Source organism: Streptomyces sp. NPDC093591 (assembly GCF_044764885.1).
In the GTDB taxonomy this organism is placed as follows: domain Bacteria; phylum Actinomycetota; class Actinomycetes; order Streptomycetales; family Streptomycetaceae; genus Streptomyces.
Window position 1 is genome coordinate 297,033 of sequence record NZ_JBIWIY010000001.1, and the last position, 15,530, is coordinate 312,562.

General features: G+C 71.8%; 12 protein-coding genes and 1 pseudogene. 9 read left to right on the top strand and 4 right to left on the bottom strand.

Annotated elements, in window-relative coordinates; translation table 11 throughout:
- The first annotated feature begins 39 nt into the window (after positions 1-39).
- Positions 40-516, top strand: coding sequence for a helix-turn-helix domain-containing protein (locus ACIREI_RS01290; RefSeq protein ID WP_403325949.1), 477 nt, complete (start codon positions 40-42; stop codon positions 514-516).
- A gap of 196 nt (positions 517-712) precedes the next feature.
- Here the strand turns inward: ACIREI_RS01290 and ACIREI_RS01295 are convergent, their stop codons facing one another.
- Both ACIREI_RS01295 and ACIREI_RS01300 read right to left on the bottom strand, forming a co-directional pair.
- Positions 713-1,315, bottom strand: a complete 603-nt coding sequence (locus ACIREI_RS01295; protein WP_403325952.1) for a DNA-binding response regulator — start codon at positions 1,313-1,315, stop codon at positions 713-715.
- Positions 1,312-2,481, bottom strand: coding sequence for a sensor histidine kinase (locus ACIREI_RS01300; RefSeq protein ID WP_403325954.1), 1,170 nt, complete (start codon positions 2,479-2,481; stop codon positions 1,312-1,314). The genes ACIREI_RS01295 and ACIREI_RS01300 overlap by 4 nt, the downstream gene beginning before the upstream one ends.
- 234 nt (positions 2,482-2,715) lie before the next feature.
- Here ACIREI_RS01300 and ACIREI_RS01305 point away from each other — a divergent pair, with 234 nt between their 5' ends.
- From ACIREI_RS01305 to lpdA, 4 genes are all read left to right on the top strand, one after another.
- Entirely contained in the window at positions 2,716-3,306 is a 591-nt protein-coding gene (locus tag ACIREI_RS01305; RefSeq protein WP_403325957.1) for a hypothetical protein, read from the top strand.
- A gap of 118 nt (positions 3,307-3,424) precedes the next feature.
- On the top strand, positions 3,425-6,607 hold the full coding sequence (locus tag ACIREI_RS01310; RefSeq protein WP_403325960.1) for an amidohydrolase family protein: 3,183 nt from the start codon (positions 3,425-3,427) through the stop codon (positions 6,605-6,607).
- A 237-nt stretch (positions 6,608-6,844) separates the two neighbouring features.
- The gene (locus ACIREI_RS01315) at positions 6,845-7,615 is read left to right on the top strand and encodes a hypothetical protein (protein ID WP_403325962.1); all 771 of its coding nucleotides are present in this window, start codon (positions 6,845-6,847) and stop codon (positions 7,613-7,615) included.
- A 175-nt stretch (positions 7,616-7,790) separates the two neighbouring features.
- Positions 7,791-9,203 (top strand): dihydrolipoyl dehydrogenase, encoded by a 1,413-nt coding sequence (gene lpdA / locus ACIREI_RS01320; protein WP_403325964.1) that lies wholly within the window; start codon positions 7,791-7,793, stop codon positions 9,201-9,203.
- Between the two features lie 3 nt (positions 9,204-9,206).
- Here the strand turns inward: lpdA and ACIREI_RS01325 are convergent, their stop codons facing one another.
- Positions 9,207-9,908, bottom strand: coding sequence for a lysostaphin resistance A-like protein (locus ACIREI_RS01325; RefSeq protein WP_403325967.1), 702 nt, complete (start codon positions 9,906-9,908; stop codon positions 9,207-9,209).
- 187 nt (positions 9,909-10,095) lie between these two features.
- On the opposite strand from ACIREI_RS01325, the gene ACIREI_RS01330 reads away from it, so the two are divergent.
- The 3 genes from ACIREI_RS01330 to ACIREI_RS01340 all read left to right on the top strand — a co-directional run bounded on the left by ACIREI_RS01330 (position 10,096) and on the right by ACIREI_RS01340 (position 13,704).
- A complete protein-coding gene (locus ACIREI_RS01330) occupies positions 10,096-10,872 on the top strand; it encodes a class I SAM-dependent methyltransferase (RefSeq protein WP_403325970.1) in 777 nt (258 codons plus the stop codon).
- A gap of 152 nt (positions 10,873-11,024) precedes the next feature.
- Complete coding sequence (locus ACIREI_RS01335; protein ID WP_403325972.1) at positions 11,025-13,088, top strand: discoidin domain-containing protein; 2,064 nt, start codon at positions 11,025-11,027, stop codon at positions 13,086-13,088.
- A gap of 19 nt (positions 13,089-13,107) precedes the next feature.
- Positions 13,108-13,704 (top strand): TetR/AcrR family transcriptional regulator, encoded by a 597-nt coding sequence (locus ACIREI_RS01340; protein WP_403325975.1) that lies wholly within the window; start codon positions 13,108-13,110, stop codon positions 13,702-13,704.
- Positions 13,705-13,712: 8 nt separating this feature from the next.
- Here the strand turns inward: ACIREI_RS01340 and ACIREI_RS01345 are convergent, their stop codons facing one another.
- On the bottom strand, positions 13,713-14,837 hold the full coding sequence (locus tag ACIREI_RS01345) for an acyltransferase family protein (RefSeq protein ID WP_403325978.1): 1,125 nt from the start codon (positions 14,835-14,837) through the stop codon (positions 13,713-13,715).
- Between the two features lie 226 nt (positions 14,838-15,063).
- Here ACIREI_RS01345 and ACIREI_RS01350 point away from each other — a divergent pair.
- Positions 15,064-15,530 (top strand): annotated as a pseudogene (locus tag ACIREI_RS01350) (hypothetical protein); the annotation flags it as partial.

Sequence of the window (15,530 nt, forward strand, 5' to 3'; positions counted from 1 at the left end):
TGACAGCGTGCTACTTCAAGTCGACTTGAGGTCAAGGACATGACGGACCTGGACATCGCCGAGGTGGCGCGGCGCGCCGGAGTGCCCGCCTCGACGCTGCGGTACTACGAGGAAAGAGGGCTGATCGCCGCCACCGGCAGGCGCGGCCTGCGCCGTCAGTACGACCCCGGCGTGCTGGAGCGCCTGGCGCTGATCGCGATGGGCCGGACCGCCGGGTTCTCCCTCGACGAGATCGCGCGCATGTTCGCACCGGACGGACGGCCCCGCATCGACCGGCAGATGCTCGCGACCAAGGCGGAGGAACTGGACCGACGGATCCGCGAACTGGGCGTCCTGCGTGACTCCCTGCGCCACGCCGCGGCCTGCCCCGCGCCGAGCCACATGGAATGCCCCACCTTCCGCCGCCTCCTCGAAGCCGCCGCGTCCGGCGCCGTCGCGGTGCCGAGGAGGCGGGCTCCAAGGCGACGCGAAGCCTCTGGTGCGGGGGAGGAGCGGGCGTCGTCGGATCCGGCGTAGAGGCGATTCCTGGAACCGGCTCAGGGCCGACCCAGGGTGGGCCCAGGGCGGGCCTGGAACCCGGCCCAGGCGGGTTCAGGACCGGCCCCAGTGCGGGCCCTGGAACCGGCTTGGGGCCAAGGCTTGGGGCCAAGGACCGGTCCCAGGACAGGCCTGGAACCGGCCCGGATTCGGCCCAGGACGGGCCCAACCCGGCCTAGATCCAGCCTTGCTCCCAGGCCCGGTGGGCGGCCGCATGGCGGGTCGGGGTGCCCAGCTTCGACATGGCCGCGGAGAGGTAGTTGCGGACCGTGCCGGGGGCGAGATGGACCTCGGTGGCGATCTCGGCGATCGACGCGCCGGTGCGGGCGGCGCGCAGGACCTCCAGCTCGCGGTCGGTCAGGGGGCAGTCGTCCTCGGTCAGGGCGGAGGCCGCGATGTCCGGGTCGACGTAGCGGCGGCCGTCGGCGATGTCGCGGATGATCTCGGCCAACCGGGCCGCCGGCGTCGTCTTGGGCACGAACCCGCGTACGCCCGCGGCCAGCGCCCGGCGCAGCACGGCGGGCCGGGCGTGCCGCGTCACCAGGACGATCCGCGTGGGCAGTTCGGCCCGGATCTCCTCGGCGGCGCGCAGCCCGTCGGTGGGCGGCATCTCCAGGTCGAGGACCGCGATGTCGGGGCGGCGCTCGCGGGCCAGCCGTACCGCCTCGGTGGAGGTGGACGCCTCGGCGACGACGGTGAGGTCCGGTTCCAGCGCGAGCAGGGCGGCCAGGGCGCTTCTGAGCAGGTCCTCGTCGTCGGCGATCAGCAGGCGGATCATCGGGCGGCTCCGTCCGCGGGGTTCGGCGAGCGCGGTGACCGGGCCGATTCCGCCGGGTTCGCCGGGAGCGCGGCCGAGACCTCGAAGCGGTCACCGTCGTGGTCCCAGGTCAGCTCCCCGCCGGCCGCCCCCAGCCGCTCGGCGAGGGTGCGCAGGCCCGTGCCCTCCAGGGCGGCGGGATGCTCCTCGGCGCCGTCGTTGCTCACCCGCAGACGGGCGAAACCACCCGCGATCCGGTAGTCGACCTCGGCGTGCCCGGCCCGGCTGTGCCGGAGCACATTGGTGGTGGCCTCCCGCATCACCAGCCCGAGGAGATGGCGGGCGGAGTCCGTGAGGCCGGCGGCCACTGCATCGGGGTCGACGGCCATCCGCGCGTCGATGTCGGCGGCGGCGAGCACCCGCGTCGCGTTGGTGATCTCGTCCTCCAAGGTCGTTCGACGGTACCCCTGCACCACCGCCCGGGTATCGCTGAGGGCGTCCGCCGCCAGCCGCCGTATCTCCTTCAACTCCGCGGCGGCGCGCGCCGGGTCCAGCTCGACGAGCCGTGCCGCCAACTCGCCCTTCAACGCGATCACTTGGAGGTGATGGCCCTGGATGTCGTGCAGGTCGGCCGCGAACCGCAGCCGCTCCTCCCTGACCGCCAGCTCCGCCTCCAGCCGCCGCGCCTCGTCCAGGCGCCGAGCCGTGTCCCAGGCCCACAGCGGGCCGAGCGTCACCCATGCCGTGAAGGCGACCAGCCCGGCCGGGAACAGCGCGGCGTACGCCAGCTCCCCGTCCCCCGCGACCAGGCTGACCACGCCCCCGGGCAGCGGCGCGAGGGCCACGGCGCCCGCGATCAGCAGTCGCCTGCGGTGCGGCGGGAGGTACGTCGCGACGATCGCCACCACCAGGGCGGGCGCGACCGGCCACAGCCCATAGTCGCGCAGGGCGAGGGGGAGTGCGGCCAGTACGACTCCGGCCCCTGAGGCGGTGAGCAGCCGGCCCACGGGCGGGCGGCCGGGGGACGCGTCCGTCACCGGCAGGAGCGCGAGCCGCCGGCTCAGCAGGACGACGCTCGCCCACACCTCGACCACCAGCGCCGCGGCGGCCGGGACGCGGGCCCACAGCGGGACGTCGCCGTCGAGGACCCACTCGCCGACGAAGACGGCCAGGACACCCGCGGTCATGCCCGGCACGGTCCACCACGTGTAGCGACGCAGGCTCGTCAGCCCCGCCGCCCCGCGATCGATCGACCCGTCCCCCACCCGCTCATTGTGTCCCAGACCGCATGACAAATGTCATGCGCGGACGTGACAACTCCACGCCCGTGCAGGGGGATTCGGCACTACTGACGGCCTTCGCCCAGGTCCAGCCTGGAGGGGTCGGCGGATACCCCGCCCCCGTACCGAAGGAGAGCCGCCATGCAGGCACCCCACACGCACGCGACGGCGGACCGCCCCCATCCGGCCGTCGTGCTCACGCGGCGCTGGCCCACGGCCCTGGCCGTGGTGGTCGTCGTCCTCAACGTGATCGCATCCGGCTCCGAGGACGTGGCCGACGCGGTCGGCGGTTTCGGGGAGACCCTGCCGTTGCTGCCGCTGATCTACCTGGTCGTGCATCAGATCGGAAAGCCACAGGCCACCTGGCCGGTGCTAGGGGCCGCGCTGGTGGTGGGGTTCGCCCTTCCCTTGCAGGACGTGGTCGCCCCGTCGACGGTCCTCGTCGCCCTCGCCCTGCTCCTTCTGGCCTGGGGCGCCCTCCGCGGGACACCGCACGGGCGGGCCGCGCTCGGCGTGCAGGCCGTGGGCGCGCTCGTCTTCTGCGGGCTCGCGCTGGCCGGGCTGGCGGTCGATCCCGACCTGGGCCGCTATCTGCTGGCGGCCGGCTGGTTCTTCCACGGCGTGTGGGACTTCGTGCACCTGAGGCTCGACAAGGTCGTCTCCCGTACGTTCGCCGAGTGGTGCGGTGTCATCGACGTACTCGTCGCCGTCCAACTGCTCTTTCTGGTCTAGCCGGCACGAAGAACGGCCGAGAAGTGCCGGGGCGGGGCCCGTAACCGGGCTCCGCCCCGTACGTTGCCACCAGTGGTCTCTCCTGTCCGACCGCCAACTCCGCGCACCGGGAGCCCCCTTGGACACCGAAGACACCGCCGACGCCCTCCGTTTCGGCCCGCTCTCCCGCCGCAGATTCCTCCAGGCCACCGCCACGGCCACGGTCACCACCACGGCGCTCGCCACGGCCGGTACGCCGCTCGCGGCCGCCGCCTCCGACACGACCACCGCCCTCTCCTTCACCGCCGCCACAGGGGGTTCCGCGACCCTCGCCCCGTCCGGCGACCGGCTGGTTGCCGAGGTCCAGAACGTCCTCTGGTCCCTCCCCCGGGGCGGCGGCACCGCCGTCCCGCTCACCCCGCCCGGCCTCGAACCCACCCGTCCGCAGTTCTCGCCCGACGGCAGCCGTCTCGTCGTCTGCGCCTACCGCGGCGGCGGCTTCCACCTCTGGACGCTGCGGCCCGACGGCACCGGCCTGCGACAGCTCACCGACGGACCGTGGGACGACCGGGGCCCGGCCTGGTCGCCGGACGGCACGCGGATCGCGTTCGCCTCCGAGCGCGGCGGCGACACCGTGACCGGCGCCCCGTACCGCATCTGGGTCGTGGACGTGCGCACCGGCACGACGACCCGGCTCACCGGGCGCCCCGGGCAGCAGGGTCCCGGACAGGACGGCCGCTGGGAGGACTTCGACCCGGCGTGGTCGCCCGACGGGGAGCGCCTCCTTTTCGTACGGGCCGCCGTCACGGCGACGGGCACGCTCCGCGCGACCACCCTCGCGTCGGTGGCCGCGGACGGCTCGGGCCCGGTCACCACCGAGCACACCGACGACTCCGGCGCCCAGCTGATGACCCCCGCCGTCTCGCCCACCGGGCGCCTCGCCCACCTGCGCACCACGGCCTCGCCCGCGGCCTCCTGCACCCTCGTCGTGGACGGGAAACCGGTCGCCGTTGACGGAGACCTCCTCCCCGCGCCGCCCCGCTGGACGGACGGCGAGCGGCTGCTCCTCACCGTCGACGGACACTTCCGCCTGCTCGACCCGGACGCGCCGGCCGGCGTCGAGGAGATCCCGTTCACGGCGACGCTGCCCGTGCACCGCCCTCGCTACCGCGGGAAGGCGTACGACTTCGACGGCGCCGGCACCCGCCCCGTCCGCGCGCTGCACCTGCCCGCCCTGTCCCCGGACGGCCGCGCGGTCGCCTTCGCCGCGCTCAACGCGCTGTGGACCGCCGGCACGACAGGGGACCGCACACCCCGCAAAGTCCTGCAAGTCCCCTCCACCCGCTATGTGTCGGCCCCGGCCTGGACGCCCGACGGCACGGCGCTGGTGTACGCCGACGACCGCGCCGGACTGTTCGCCGTGCGACGCCGTGACCTCGGCTCCGGCGAGGAGACCGTGCTCGCCGAGGGCGGCCGTGTCTTCCCCGCCCTCTCACCCGACGGGACGCGGCTGGCCTGCCTCGACATGTCCGGCAATCTCGTGGTGCGCGACCTGCCCGACGGCGCCGAACGCGTCCTCGCCGCACCGCTCGGCGCGGGCGGGCTGCCCGGCCGGCCCAGCTGGTCGCCCGACGGCCGGTACGTGGCGCTGTGCGACCGCAACCGCCTCAACCAGCGCTTCCGTGAGGGCTACAACCTCATCCGCGTCGTCGACACGACCACCGCGACGGCCACCTTGCACGCCCTCGCCCCCCACACCTCGCTCTCCGACCGCTACGACTCCGGCCCCGTCTGGTCTCCGGACGGCCGCTGGATGGCCGTCATCGCCGAGTCGGCACTGTGGCTGCTGCCCGTGCGGGCCGACGGCACCCCGGACGGCGAGCCCCGCCGGCTCACCACCGAACCCGCCGACCATCCGTCCTGGTCCGCCGACGCCCGCACCCTGCTCTACCTCTCCGCGGGCACCCTGCGCCTGCTCGACCTCGGCAGCGGCCGGACCCGTACCGTCCGCGCCCCGTTGGACTACCGCCGACCGCGCCCGGCCGACACGGTCGTGCACGCGGGCCGCCTCTGGGTCGGCACCGGACCGGACGTCCGCGAGGACGTCGACGTCGTGATCCGTGACGGCCGGATCGCGGAGGTCTCCCCGCACCGCGCCGGCCGCCCGGCCGCACGCCGCGTCGACGCGGGCGACCGCACCGTGATCCCGGGCCTGTGGGACGCGCACACCCACCCCTGGCAGACCACGTACGGCGGTCGCCAGACCGCGCTCCAACTCGCGTACGGCATCACGACGGCCGTCTCGCTGGGCGGCTTCGCCTACGAGCAGGCCCGCATCCGGGAGGCGGTCGCCGCCGGCGTGCTCGCCGGGCCCCGGCTGCTGACCACCGGCGAACTCCTCGACGGGGCGCGGGTCGCCTACAGCATGGGCCGCGCCCACCGCACCCGCGAGGGCCTCAGCCGCTCACTGGCGCGCGGGGCGGCGCTGGACTGGGACTTCGTGAAGACGTACGTAAGGGCCCCGGGCTGGGTGATGAAGGAGGCCGCGGACTTCGGGCACCGGCGGCTCGGGGTACGCAGCGGCGGCCACCTGTGCACCCCGGGCGTACAACTGGGCCAGGACCTGACGACCCATCTGCAGGCCACACAGCGGCTGGAGTTCGGCCACGCGACGTCCGTGACGGGGCGGGCGTACCAGGACGTCGAGGAGATCTACACCGCCACCGACTTCCACCTCGTCGCCACGCCGTTCACGGCACTGGCCCTCCTCGGGGCCGACCCCGCGCTCGCGCACGACCCTCGCGTCACCGCGCTCATGCCGCCGTGGGACACCGCGCTCGTACGCCAACAGGCCGGGCAGCCGCCCACCGGCGCCCAACTGGCCAGGCTGGCAAGGGAGATGGATGTCTACCGGCGGATCCTCGCGGGCGGCGGTCTGGTCGCGCTCGGCACCGACCAGCCGATCGTCCCCGTCGGGCTGCACCTGCACCTGGCCCTGCGCGCCCTGCACCGCGCCGGCCTGTCCCCGGCCGAGGCACTGAGCGCCGCCACGCTGCTGCCCGCGCGCGTCTTCGGTGCCGAGGCTGACCTCGGCACCGTGGAGGAGGGCAAGCTGGCCGACCTCACGGTCGTGGACGGCGACCCGTTCACCGACTTCGCCACGCTGATCCGCACGGTGGCGGTCCTGCGCGGCGGCGTCCTCTTCGCACAGGCGGACCTGGTCGACGCCTTCGACGGCGTCACGGAGCAACAAACGGAGACGGCGGAGGAGTGGCGGGAGGTGAGCCGCCGTATGCGCCGCGAGGGGTGCTGTGAACCCTGAGCGGGTCATGGTTCACACACACTTCCTGTCACATCTGCGCAGGAGCATCACTCGGACTGCACACAGCCTGTCCAAAGCGTCGTTAGCGTTCTGGCCGTTCGATACCGCGTGCTAACGGAAAGACCGCAGATGGACTACTGCTCCTCGTGCCGGCGGCATCTCAATGGGGCCCTCGTGTGCCCCGGGTGCGGCGCCTACGCCCCGGACATCGCTCCCTCCGCGGTCGGGGGTCCCGCCGTGTCGGCCCTGCCGGGCACGGCGGCGACCGCGACGACGGCGTGGGACACGCCCGCCGACGACACCTGGTACGACGGCTACTTCCGTGACGAGGCCGCCGCCCCTGCGGCCGCCATGGACGAGACGGCGGCGCCCCTCGCCCCGGCCGCCGACGTGGAGGACGTCCCCGTCGCCCCGGAGGGCCGGGCGGCGCGGCGGCGCCAGCGGGCCCGCTGGAAGAAGAGCCAGCGCCGGGCCGTGGTCGCGACCGCCGTTGCGCTGGTCGGAGGCGGTCTGACCGTCTCGGCGATGGACCGGGGGGCCGGGGACAAGGCCCAGGCGGCCACCGCGCCGGAGAATCCCAAGACGGCGGCCGCGGAGCAGCAGGTCTCGGAGCTCACCCGTCCGGCGTCCACGCCGCAGGACACGCACCGGTCCCCGCGCACCAGCACCACGCCTCCTTCACATCTGACTCCGACCCACGCCTCACGTCCGCAGTCGGTGCCCGACCAGCGCACCGCGCCCCAGGTCACCCGACCGGACGCCGCCGCGACTCCCACCGCGGCCGCCACGCCCGCCCAGCAGTCGCAGGCCGTCACACCGGCGTCCGGGGGAACCGGCTCCGGCGACAGCAGCGGTACGACGACCGAGCAGGAGCAGACGCCGGCCCCCTCGGCGACCGAAGGCTCGGACAGCGGCTCCGGCACCGGAACGTCCACGTCACCGTCGAGCCCCGCACCGGAGGAGACCTCGCCGGCGCAGCTCTGCGTGCTCAACCTCGTCTGCCTCTGAGCCCGCCGGGGCACGGACCTGATCGCCGGACCGCACCCCACCTGAGATCGTCGTCACCCTCCCGCATCCCCACACAACTTCGTGGATGCGGTCATGCTGGAAGAAGCCGGACGCCAGACCCTGGCAGCGCCCGGCACCAGCAGAGCAGGACGTCGCCCTCAGGAAGGAACAGTCCATGGTCGAGCAGGACGAGCGCTTCGATGTCGTGGTCCTCGGAGCGGGCCCCGGCGGCTATGTCGCCGCCATCCGCGCCGCCCAGCTGGGCAAGCGGGTGGCGGTCGTGGAGGAGAAGTACTGGGGCGGCGTCTGTCTGAACGTGGGCTGTATCCCCAGCAAGGCACTGCTGCGCAACGCCGAGCTGGCGCACATCTTCACGCGTGAGGCCAAGACCTTCGGCATCAAGGTGGACGGCCAGGTCACCTTCGACTTCGGCGAGGCGCTCCGCCGCAGCCGCAAGGTGGCCGACGGCCGCGTCAAGGGCGTCCACTTCCTGATGAAGAAGAACAAGATCACCGAGATCGACGGCCGCGGCACCTTCCTCGACCCGCACACCCTCCAGGTGGCCGGCTACGACGGCGACACCCGCACCATCGGCTTCGACCACTGCATCATCGCCACCGGCGCCACCCCGAAGCTGCTGCCCGGCACCCGGCGCAGCGCCCGCGTGGTGACGTTCGAGGAGCAGATCCTGGCCGAGGAACTGCCGCGCTCGATCGTCATCGCGGGCGCCGGCGCGATCGGCGTCGAGTTCGGATACATCCTCCACAACTACGGCGTGAAGGTCACCATCGTCGAGTTCCTGGACCGGATGGCCCCGCTGGAGGACGCCGAGGTTTCCGCCGAACTCGCCAAGCAGTACCGCAAGTTGGGCATCGACGTGCTGACCTCCACCCGCGTCGACACCGTCGACGAGTCCGGCGAGCAGGTGCGCGTCACCGTGACCGGCAAGGACGGCGCCCAGCAGGTCCTGGAGGCCGACAAGGTGCTCCAGGCCATCGGCTTCCAGCCGAATGTCGAGGGCTACGGCCTGGACAAGACCGGCGTGAGAGTCACCGAGCGCGGCGCGATCGACGTCGACCGCCGCTGCCGTACGTCCGTCCCGCACATCTTCGCCATCGGCGACGTGACGGCGAAGCTGATGCTCGCGCACGCGGCCGAGGCGATGGGCGTCATCGCCGCCGAGACCATCGCGGACGCCGAGACGATGGAGCTGGACTATGTGATGATCCCGCGCGCCACCTACTGCCAGCCGCAGATCGCCAGCTTCGGCTACACCGAGGAACAGGCCCGCGAACTGGGCTACGACGTCAAGGTGGCCAAGTTCCCCTTCACCGCGAACGGCAAGTCGCACGGCCTCGGTGACGCGACCGGCTTCGTGAAGCTGATCAGCGACGACACCCACGGCGAACTCATCGGCGCCCACCTCATCGGCCCGGACGTCACCGAGCTGCTGCCCGAGCTGACCCTGGCCCAGCAGTGGGACCTGACCGTCCACGAGGTCGCCCGCAATGTGCACGCCCACCCCACCCTCGGAGAGGCGGTCAAGGAGGCGGTGCACGGCCTCGCCGGACACATGATCAACTTCTGACCGTCAGCCGTCGAGCCACCAGCGGGCCGCCGCCCAGGCGAACGCGTAACCGAGGCTGTTGACCGCCCAGTGCAGGGCCATGGGCGCCAGCAGGCTGCCGGAGCGGCGGCGCAGCTCGCACAGCACGACCCCGGCCAGGGCCGTGGCGGCGATCGCCACGGCCACGGTCGGTGCCACGCCGGCCGGGCCGTCGCCGAAGACGGAGCCGACCGCGGCGTTGGAGCGGTTGATGCCGCGGGACGGCATCAGATGCCAGAACCCGAACAGCAGCGACGACACGCCGGTGGCCCAGACCGGGCCGCGCCGCCGCCTGATCATGGCCCACAGCACACCGCGGAAGGCCGTCTCCTCCAGCAGCACGGTCCCGAACGGCACCCGCACCAGCGTCACCCACAGCAGCCGCCCCACGGACAGGTCCGCGGCCCTGGCGTCCCGGAACGCCTCGCGCCCGGCCGGCACGGCGAGGAGGAGCAGCAGGACGAGCAGGACGACTCCCGCCAGGACGGGAGCCCATCGCAGTCCCCGGCGCATCGCCGCCGCGTCGAGCCCCAGTTCGGCCGACGTGAGACCGTCCCAACGGGCGATCAGCAGCAGGACCGCCGTCGCGGCCACGCAGATGACCACGTACAGCACGGGACCCCGCGCGAGCCAGTTGTTCAGCAGGTTCGCGACGGCGAGAGCGGCGACAGCACAGACGATCGGCATCCGGCTTCCAGCATCCCCCGCCGCGCTCCTGCCGTCGAAGCACCGCCCTCCACCCGCGACGGCACCCACCCCGCCCAGTGGCTGCCACCCCCAGGCACCTCCTCCACGGCCGGCCCGCACCTGTGGCGCCGCGGCCCCCGGTTGAGCATCCTCGGTGGTACCGCATCCCCAGGGAGGCACGATCCCCATGCCGGCGAAGAACCTCACCGTCAACCGAGCCGCTCTCGGCCATCGCCTCGCCTACGCCCTGCGCCACCCCGACCGGGTGCCCCGCCATCTGGCCCGCACCGCCCGGGACATGTGGCTGCGCCGCCGCCACCCGGACCACGTCTCCTACTACCGCGCCGTGATGCGCTCCGACACCCGGGCCGACCCGGACGCGGCGGTCGGCAGCCACAGCCGTGAGCGGTGGCTGGCGCTCGGGGCGATGCAGTTCGACTACCTCGTCGGCCACGGTCTGCGGCCCGAGCACCGGATGCTGGAGATCGGCTGCGGCAACCTGCGCGGCGGCTGGCGATTCATCCGCCACCTCGACCCCGGCCACTACTACGGCATCGACATCTCGCCCGACATCCTCTTCGCCGCACAGGACACCGTCGTGGAGATGGGCCTGCAGCAACGCCTCCCCACGCTGACCCCGGTGCGGGACCTGACCCTGCGGTTCCTGCCCGACTCCCACTTCGACCTGGTGCACGCCCACAGCGTCTTCTCGCACTCACCGCTGACGGTCATCGAGGAGTGCCTGGCCAACGTCGGCCGGGTCCTCGCCCCCGGTGGCTGGTTCGACTTCACGTTCGACCGTACCGAGGGCGAGGAACACCACGTCCTGCGGGAGGACTTCTACTACCGCACCGAGACCCTCGTCGCTCTGGCCGAGAAGCACGGCCTGCGGGCCCGCTTCATGACGGACTGGGAGGAACTGCCGCACGGCCAGTCCAAGATCCGGGTCACCCACGCGGTGTGAACCGATTCCCCGTCAGTAGTCCACTGTTTCCGGTCAGTAGGTCATCTGTCCCGGACTCTTGACTCGTCATGCGGTAATGGCCATCCTCGTCGCACGTATTGCGAGGTCATGACAATCGGACCCCGCATCCCGCCGACCGAGGGACGTGGGCTGTGACCAGTGCCGGACGCCCGTACCGCAGACGCAAGAACGTCACCGTGGTGTCGCTCCTCCTCCTCGTGCTGGCCGTCGCACTGGGCCCGACGCCCAGTTCGGCGGCCGGAACCGACTGGTGGGTGCCTACCGCACGGCCCGCACCGGACTCCCAGGTCAACGTCACCGGAGAGCCCTTCACCGGCACCGACGCCAAGGGCGAGGTGCGCGGCTTCGTTGACGCGCACGACCACATCTTCTCCAACGAGGCCTTCGGCGGCCGCCTGATCTGCGGAAAGCCCTTCTCCGAGCAGGGCATCGCCGACGCCCTCAAGGACTGCCCCGAGCACTACCCCGACGGCTCCCTCGCCATCTTCGACTTCATCACCAACGGCGGCGACGGCAAGCACGACCCGGTCGGCTGGCCCACCTTCAAGGACTGGCCCGCCCACGATTCGCTGACCCACCAGCAGAACTACTACGCCTGGATCGAGCGGGCCTGGCGCGGCGGCCAGCGCGTCCTGGTCAACGACCTCGTCACCAACGGCGTGATCTGCTCCGTGTACTTCTTCAAGGACCGCAGCTGCGACGAGATGACGTCCATCCGGCTCCAGGCCAAGCTGACGTACGACCTGCAGGCCTACATCGACAAGATGTACGGAGGCACCGGCAAGGGCTGGTTCCGCATCGTCACCGACAGCGCGCAGGCCCGCCAGGTCATCGAGCAGGGCAAGCTGGCGGTCATCCTCGGCGTCGAGACCTCCGAGCCGTTCGGCTGCAAGCAGATCCTCGACATCGCGCAGTGCGGCAAGGAGGACATCGACAAGGGCCTGGACGAACTGCACGCGCTGGGCGTGCGCAGCATGTTCCTGTGCCACAAGTTCGACAACGCCCTGTGCGGCGTCCGCTTCGACGAGGGCGGCCTCGGCACGGCCATCAACGTCGGCCAGTTCCTGTCGACCGGCACCTTCTGGAAGACGGAGAAGTGCACCGGCCCCCAGCATGACAACCCCATCGGCGGTGCCGCGGCCCCCGAGGCCGAGAAGGAGCTCCCGGCGGGCGTCGAGGTCCCCTCCTACGACGCGGACGCCCAGTGCAACGTCCGAGGCCTCACCGACCTCGGCGAGTACGCCGTGCGCGGCATGATGAAACGCAAGATGATGCTGGAGATCGACCACATGAGCGTCAAGGCCACCGGCCGCGCGCTCGACATCTTCGAGGCCGCGTCCTACCCCGGCGTGCTCTCCTCGCACAGCTGGATGGACCTGAACTGGACCGAACGGGTCTACAACCTCGGCGGCTTCATCGCCCAGTACATGCACGGCTCCGAAGGCTTCATCGCGGAGGCGAAACGCACCGAGGCCCTGCGCGACAAGTACGGCGTGGGCTACGGCTACGGCACCGACATGAACGGCGTCGGCGGCTGGCCGGCACCGCGCGGAGCGGACGCACCGAACAAGGTCACGTACCCCTTCAAGAGCGTCGACGGCGGCTCCGTCATCGACCGCCAGACCACCGGCGAACGCACCTGGGACCTGAACACCGACGGCGCCGCCCACTACGGCCTCGTCCCGGACTGGATCGAGGACATCCGCCGCGTCGGCGGCCAGGACACGGTGGACGACCTCTTCCGGGGCGCCGAGTCCTACCTCGACACCTGGGCGGCCTCCGAGAACCACCGGGCCGGCGTCAATCTCGCGAGCGGCGCGACCACGACCGCCAGTTCCTCGGAGTGGAGCCTGTTCACGAGCTACCAGCCGCACCGGGCCGTCGACAGCGACGGCGGCACCCGCTGGGCCAGCGACTGGAGCGACGACCAGTGGTACAAGGCCGACCTCGGCTCCACCCACCTGGTCGGACGGGTCACCCTCGACTGGGAGCGCGCGTACGGCAAGTCGTACCGGATCGAGCTCTCCACCGACGGCGTGAACTGGCGGACCGCCTGGTCCACGACATCCGGCGACGGCGGCCTCGACACGGCCAGGTTCACCGGCACACCGGCCAGATATGTACGCATCCAGGGACTGGACCGCGGCACCGACTGGGGCTACTCCCTCTACGAGGTCGGCGTCCACAGCAGCTGACACCCACGAGAGGGGCTCCATGGCACGGTTGCCGTCCGCCGAGCGGCGGCGACAGCTCACCGAGGCGGCGATCAGGGCGATGGCCCGGGACGGCGTACCCAACACCACGACGCGGTCCATCGCCGCCGAGGCAGGCGTCTCGCTGAGCGTCTTCCACTACTGCTTCGACTCCAAGCAGGAGCTGATCGAGTCCGTCATCACCACCCTCACCGACCACTCCGTGACGGTGGTGAAGCAGGCCATACGGCCCCGAGCCACCCTCGAGGAGACCGTCCGGGCCGGCTTCCAGGCGTACTGGGAGCATGTGCGCGCCCACCCGGACGAGCACATGCTCACCTACGAACTGACCCAGTACGCCCTGCGCCGGCCCGGCTTCGAGCATCTGGCCCGGCGCCAGTACCAGCTGTACACCGACACCTACGCCGAGCTCATCGACCAACTGCGACACACCATGGGCCTGCGGCTCCACGTGCCCGTCCCCGTCCTGGCCCGCTATCTGGCCGCCATGACCGACGGGCTGACCCTCAACTTCCTCGTGCTCGGTGACGAGGCGGCCTGGAACGACATCCTCGACACGGTCATCGCACACATCGCCGGGCTGGTACGCGACAGCTGACGGGCAGGTCATCCGCGTACGGCGGCCCGCTCACGGTCCGCTTCCGCGGGGCCCGGCGCGTCCCGCCGGAAGAGCCACCGCAGGTCCGGCTCCACCACGAAACGCAGGACTCTCCGGACGGGCGGGGTGCACAGCAGGGTCACGACCACGGCGGCGACGACGGTGACGACGACCGCGCCGAGCGGCCGCTGGACCCACACCGGGTCGTACCAGCCCCAGAACTTGGCACCCTGGGCGACGAAGCCGTGCAGCAGATAGCCGTACAGCGTCCCCGCACCCAGCACGGTGCACCACATCCGCCGCCCGGGCACCCACGCGAGGAAACAGGCCACCAGAAGCAGCGAGCAGACGAACAGCACCGGCGTCATCACGACCCCGTACCACGCGGGCGCACCCAGTTCCTCGGCGCTGTCGCGGTGGTAGAACCAGCCGCCGGTCATCCGTGGCACCGCCCAGTACGCCACCACGAACGCGCCCGCGAACACCGGCACGGCCGCGATCCGCACCGAGCGGCGGCGGACCAGCCGGAAGTGCTCCGGCCTCAGCAGCAGACCCAGCACGAAGTACGGCAGGAACTGCAGCGCCCGCTGCAGGTCGAGGTCGTTGCCTATGGACGGCGAGAGCGTGGCGAGCATCGCCACGACGAGCGCGAGCGGCACCGGCAGGCGCACCCGCAGCCACAGCGGGGTGGTCAGCCGCCACAGGAACAGCGCCACCAGGAACCACGTCAGATACAGCGGGTCCAGCAGACTGACCGGGCGGTCCGGCTCCTGGTCGGTCCACCGGGTGAACAGGGTGTACGCCGTCTCGAAGACGACGTACGGGACGACGAGACCGGTGACCAGGCGTTTGAGCCGCTCCGGGCGGCCGTCGAAGCCGCGCGAGAAGTATCCCGATATGACGATGAAGGCCGGCATGTGGAAGGCGTACACGAGCATGTACAGCGCGCTCACGGCCCGGCTGCCGTCGCGCAGCGGCTCCCACGCATGGCCCACCGCCACCAGCACGATCGCCGCGTACTTGACGTTGTCGAAGAACGCGTCCCGGTGCTTCGAAGGCGCAGGTGACGGCGCTGTGGCGGGAACGCGAGCGGTGTCCACCGCCCCGCTTGCTGCGACGCTGTGCTGAGACATCCCACGCGCCTCACCACTTCGGGGCGCCGTAAACCTCCGCAGGTCAACACGGCTTTTCGCCCGCGAGGAGGGGCGTCGCGATACGGCCGGTCGGGGTGTCGGCGTAACCCGTGTGAACGCCCTGAATGGTGCGACCGGAAGGAATGGCTGACGGTGGATCACGTCAGGCCTGGCTCCAGTGGTGATGAAGCGTCAGCCGCCCAGGCCATGACGGAAGGACTCACCTATGCGCTCTGTCCGCATGCTGCTCGCCACCGCGACGGCCACGGCCGCACTGGCGATCGCACCCGCAGCCTACGCCGTTACGGCGGGTGACTGGGACCACGAAGACAATTCCTACAGCAAGGAGCACGACAAGGAGGGCAAGCACGACGCGCCTCGCGGCGGAATGCACACGGGTGGCGGAGCGCTGACCGCCGTCACCGCCGAGGACGACGACTGGGGCGCCTCCAAGGACCCCAAGCCCGACAAGGAGGGCAAGCACGACGACGGGGGCAAGAAGGAAGAGGGCGGCAAGAAGGAAGAGGGAGGCAAGCACGACGAGGGAGGCAAGCACGAGGAGGGGGGCAAGCACGAGGAGCCCCGTGGCGGGATGCGCACGGGTGGCGGAGCGCTGACCGCCGTCACCGCCGAGGACGACGACTGGGGCGCCTCCAAGGACCCCAAGCCCGACAAGGAGGGCAAGCACGACGA

What these genes read in the sequence shown, in the direction of transcription:
- ACIREI_RS01295 (WP_403325952.1), bottom strand. Translation starts at nt 1,315, where the DNA reads ATGATCCGCCTGCTGATCGCCGACGACGAGGACCTGCTCAGAAGCGCC.
- ACIREI_RS01300 (WP_403325954.1), bottom strand. Translation starts at nt 2,481, where the DNA reads ATGACCGCGGGTGTCCTGGCCGTCTTCGTCGGCGAGTGGGTCCTCGAC.
- ACIREI_RS01325 (WP_403325967.1), bottom strand. Translation starts at nt 9,908, where the DNA reads ATGCCGATCGTCTGTGCTGTCGCCGCTCTCGCCGTCGCGAACCTGCTG.
- ACIREI_RS01290 (WP_403325949.1), top strand. Translation starts at nt 40, where the DNA reads ATGACGGACCTGGACATCGCCGAGGTGGCGCGGCGCGCCGGAGTGCCC.
- lpdA (WP_403325964.1), top strand. Translation starts at nt 7,791, where the DNA reads ATGGTCGAGCAGGACGAGCGCTTCGATGTCGTGGTCCTCGGAGCGGGC.
- ACIREI_RS01345 (WP_403325978.1), bottom strand. Translation starts at nt 14,837, where the DNA reads ATGTCTCAGCACAGCGTCGCAGCAAGCGGGGCGGTGGACACCGCTCGC.
- ACIREI_RS01305 (WP_403325957.1), top strand. Translation starts at nt 2,716, where the DNA reads ATGCAGGCACCCCACACGCACGCGACGGCGGACCGCCCCCATCCGGCC.
- ACIREI_RS01340 (WP_403325975.1), top strand. Translation starts at nt 13,108, where the DNA reads ATGGCACGGTTGCCGTCCGCCGAGCGGCGGCGACAGCTCACCGAGGCG.
- ACIREI_RS01330 (WP_403325970.1), top strand. Translation starts at nt 10,096, where the DNA reads ATGCCGGCGAAGAACCTCACCGTCAACCGAGCCGCTCTCGGCCATCGC.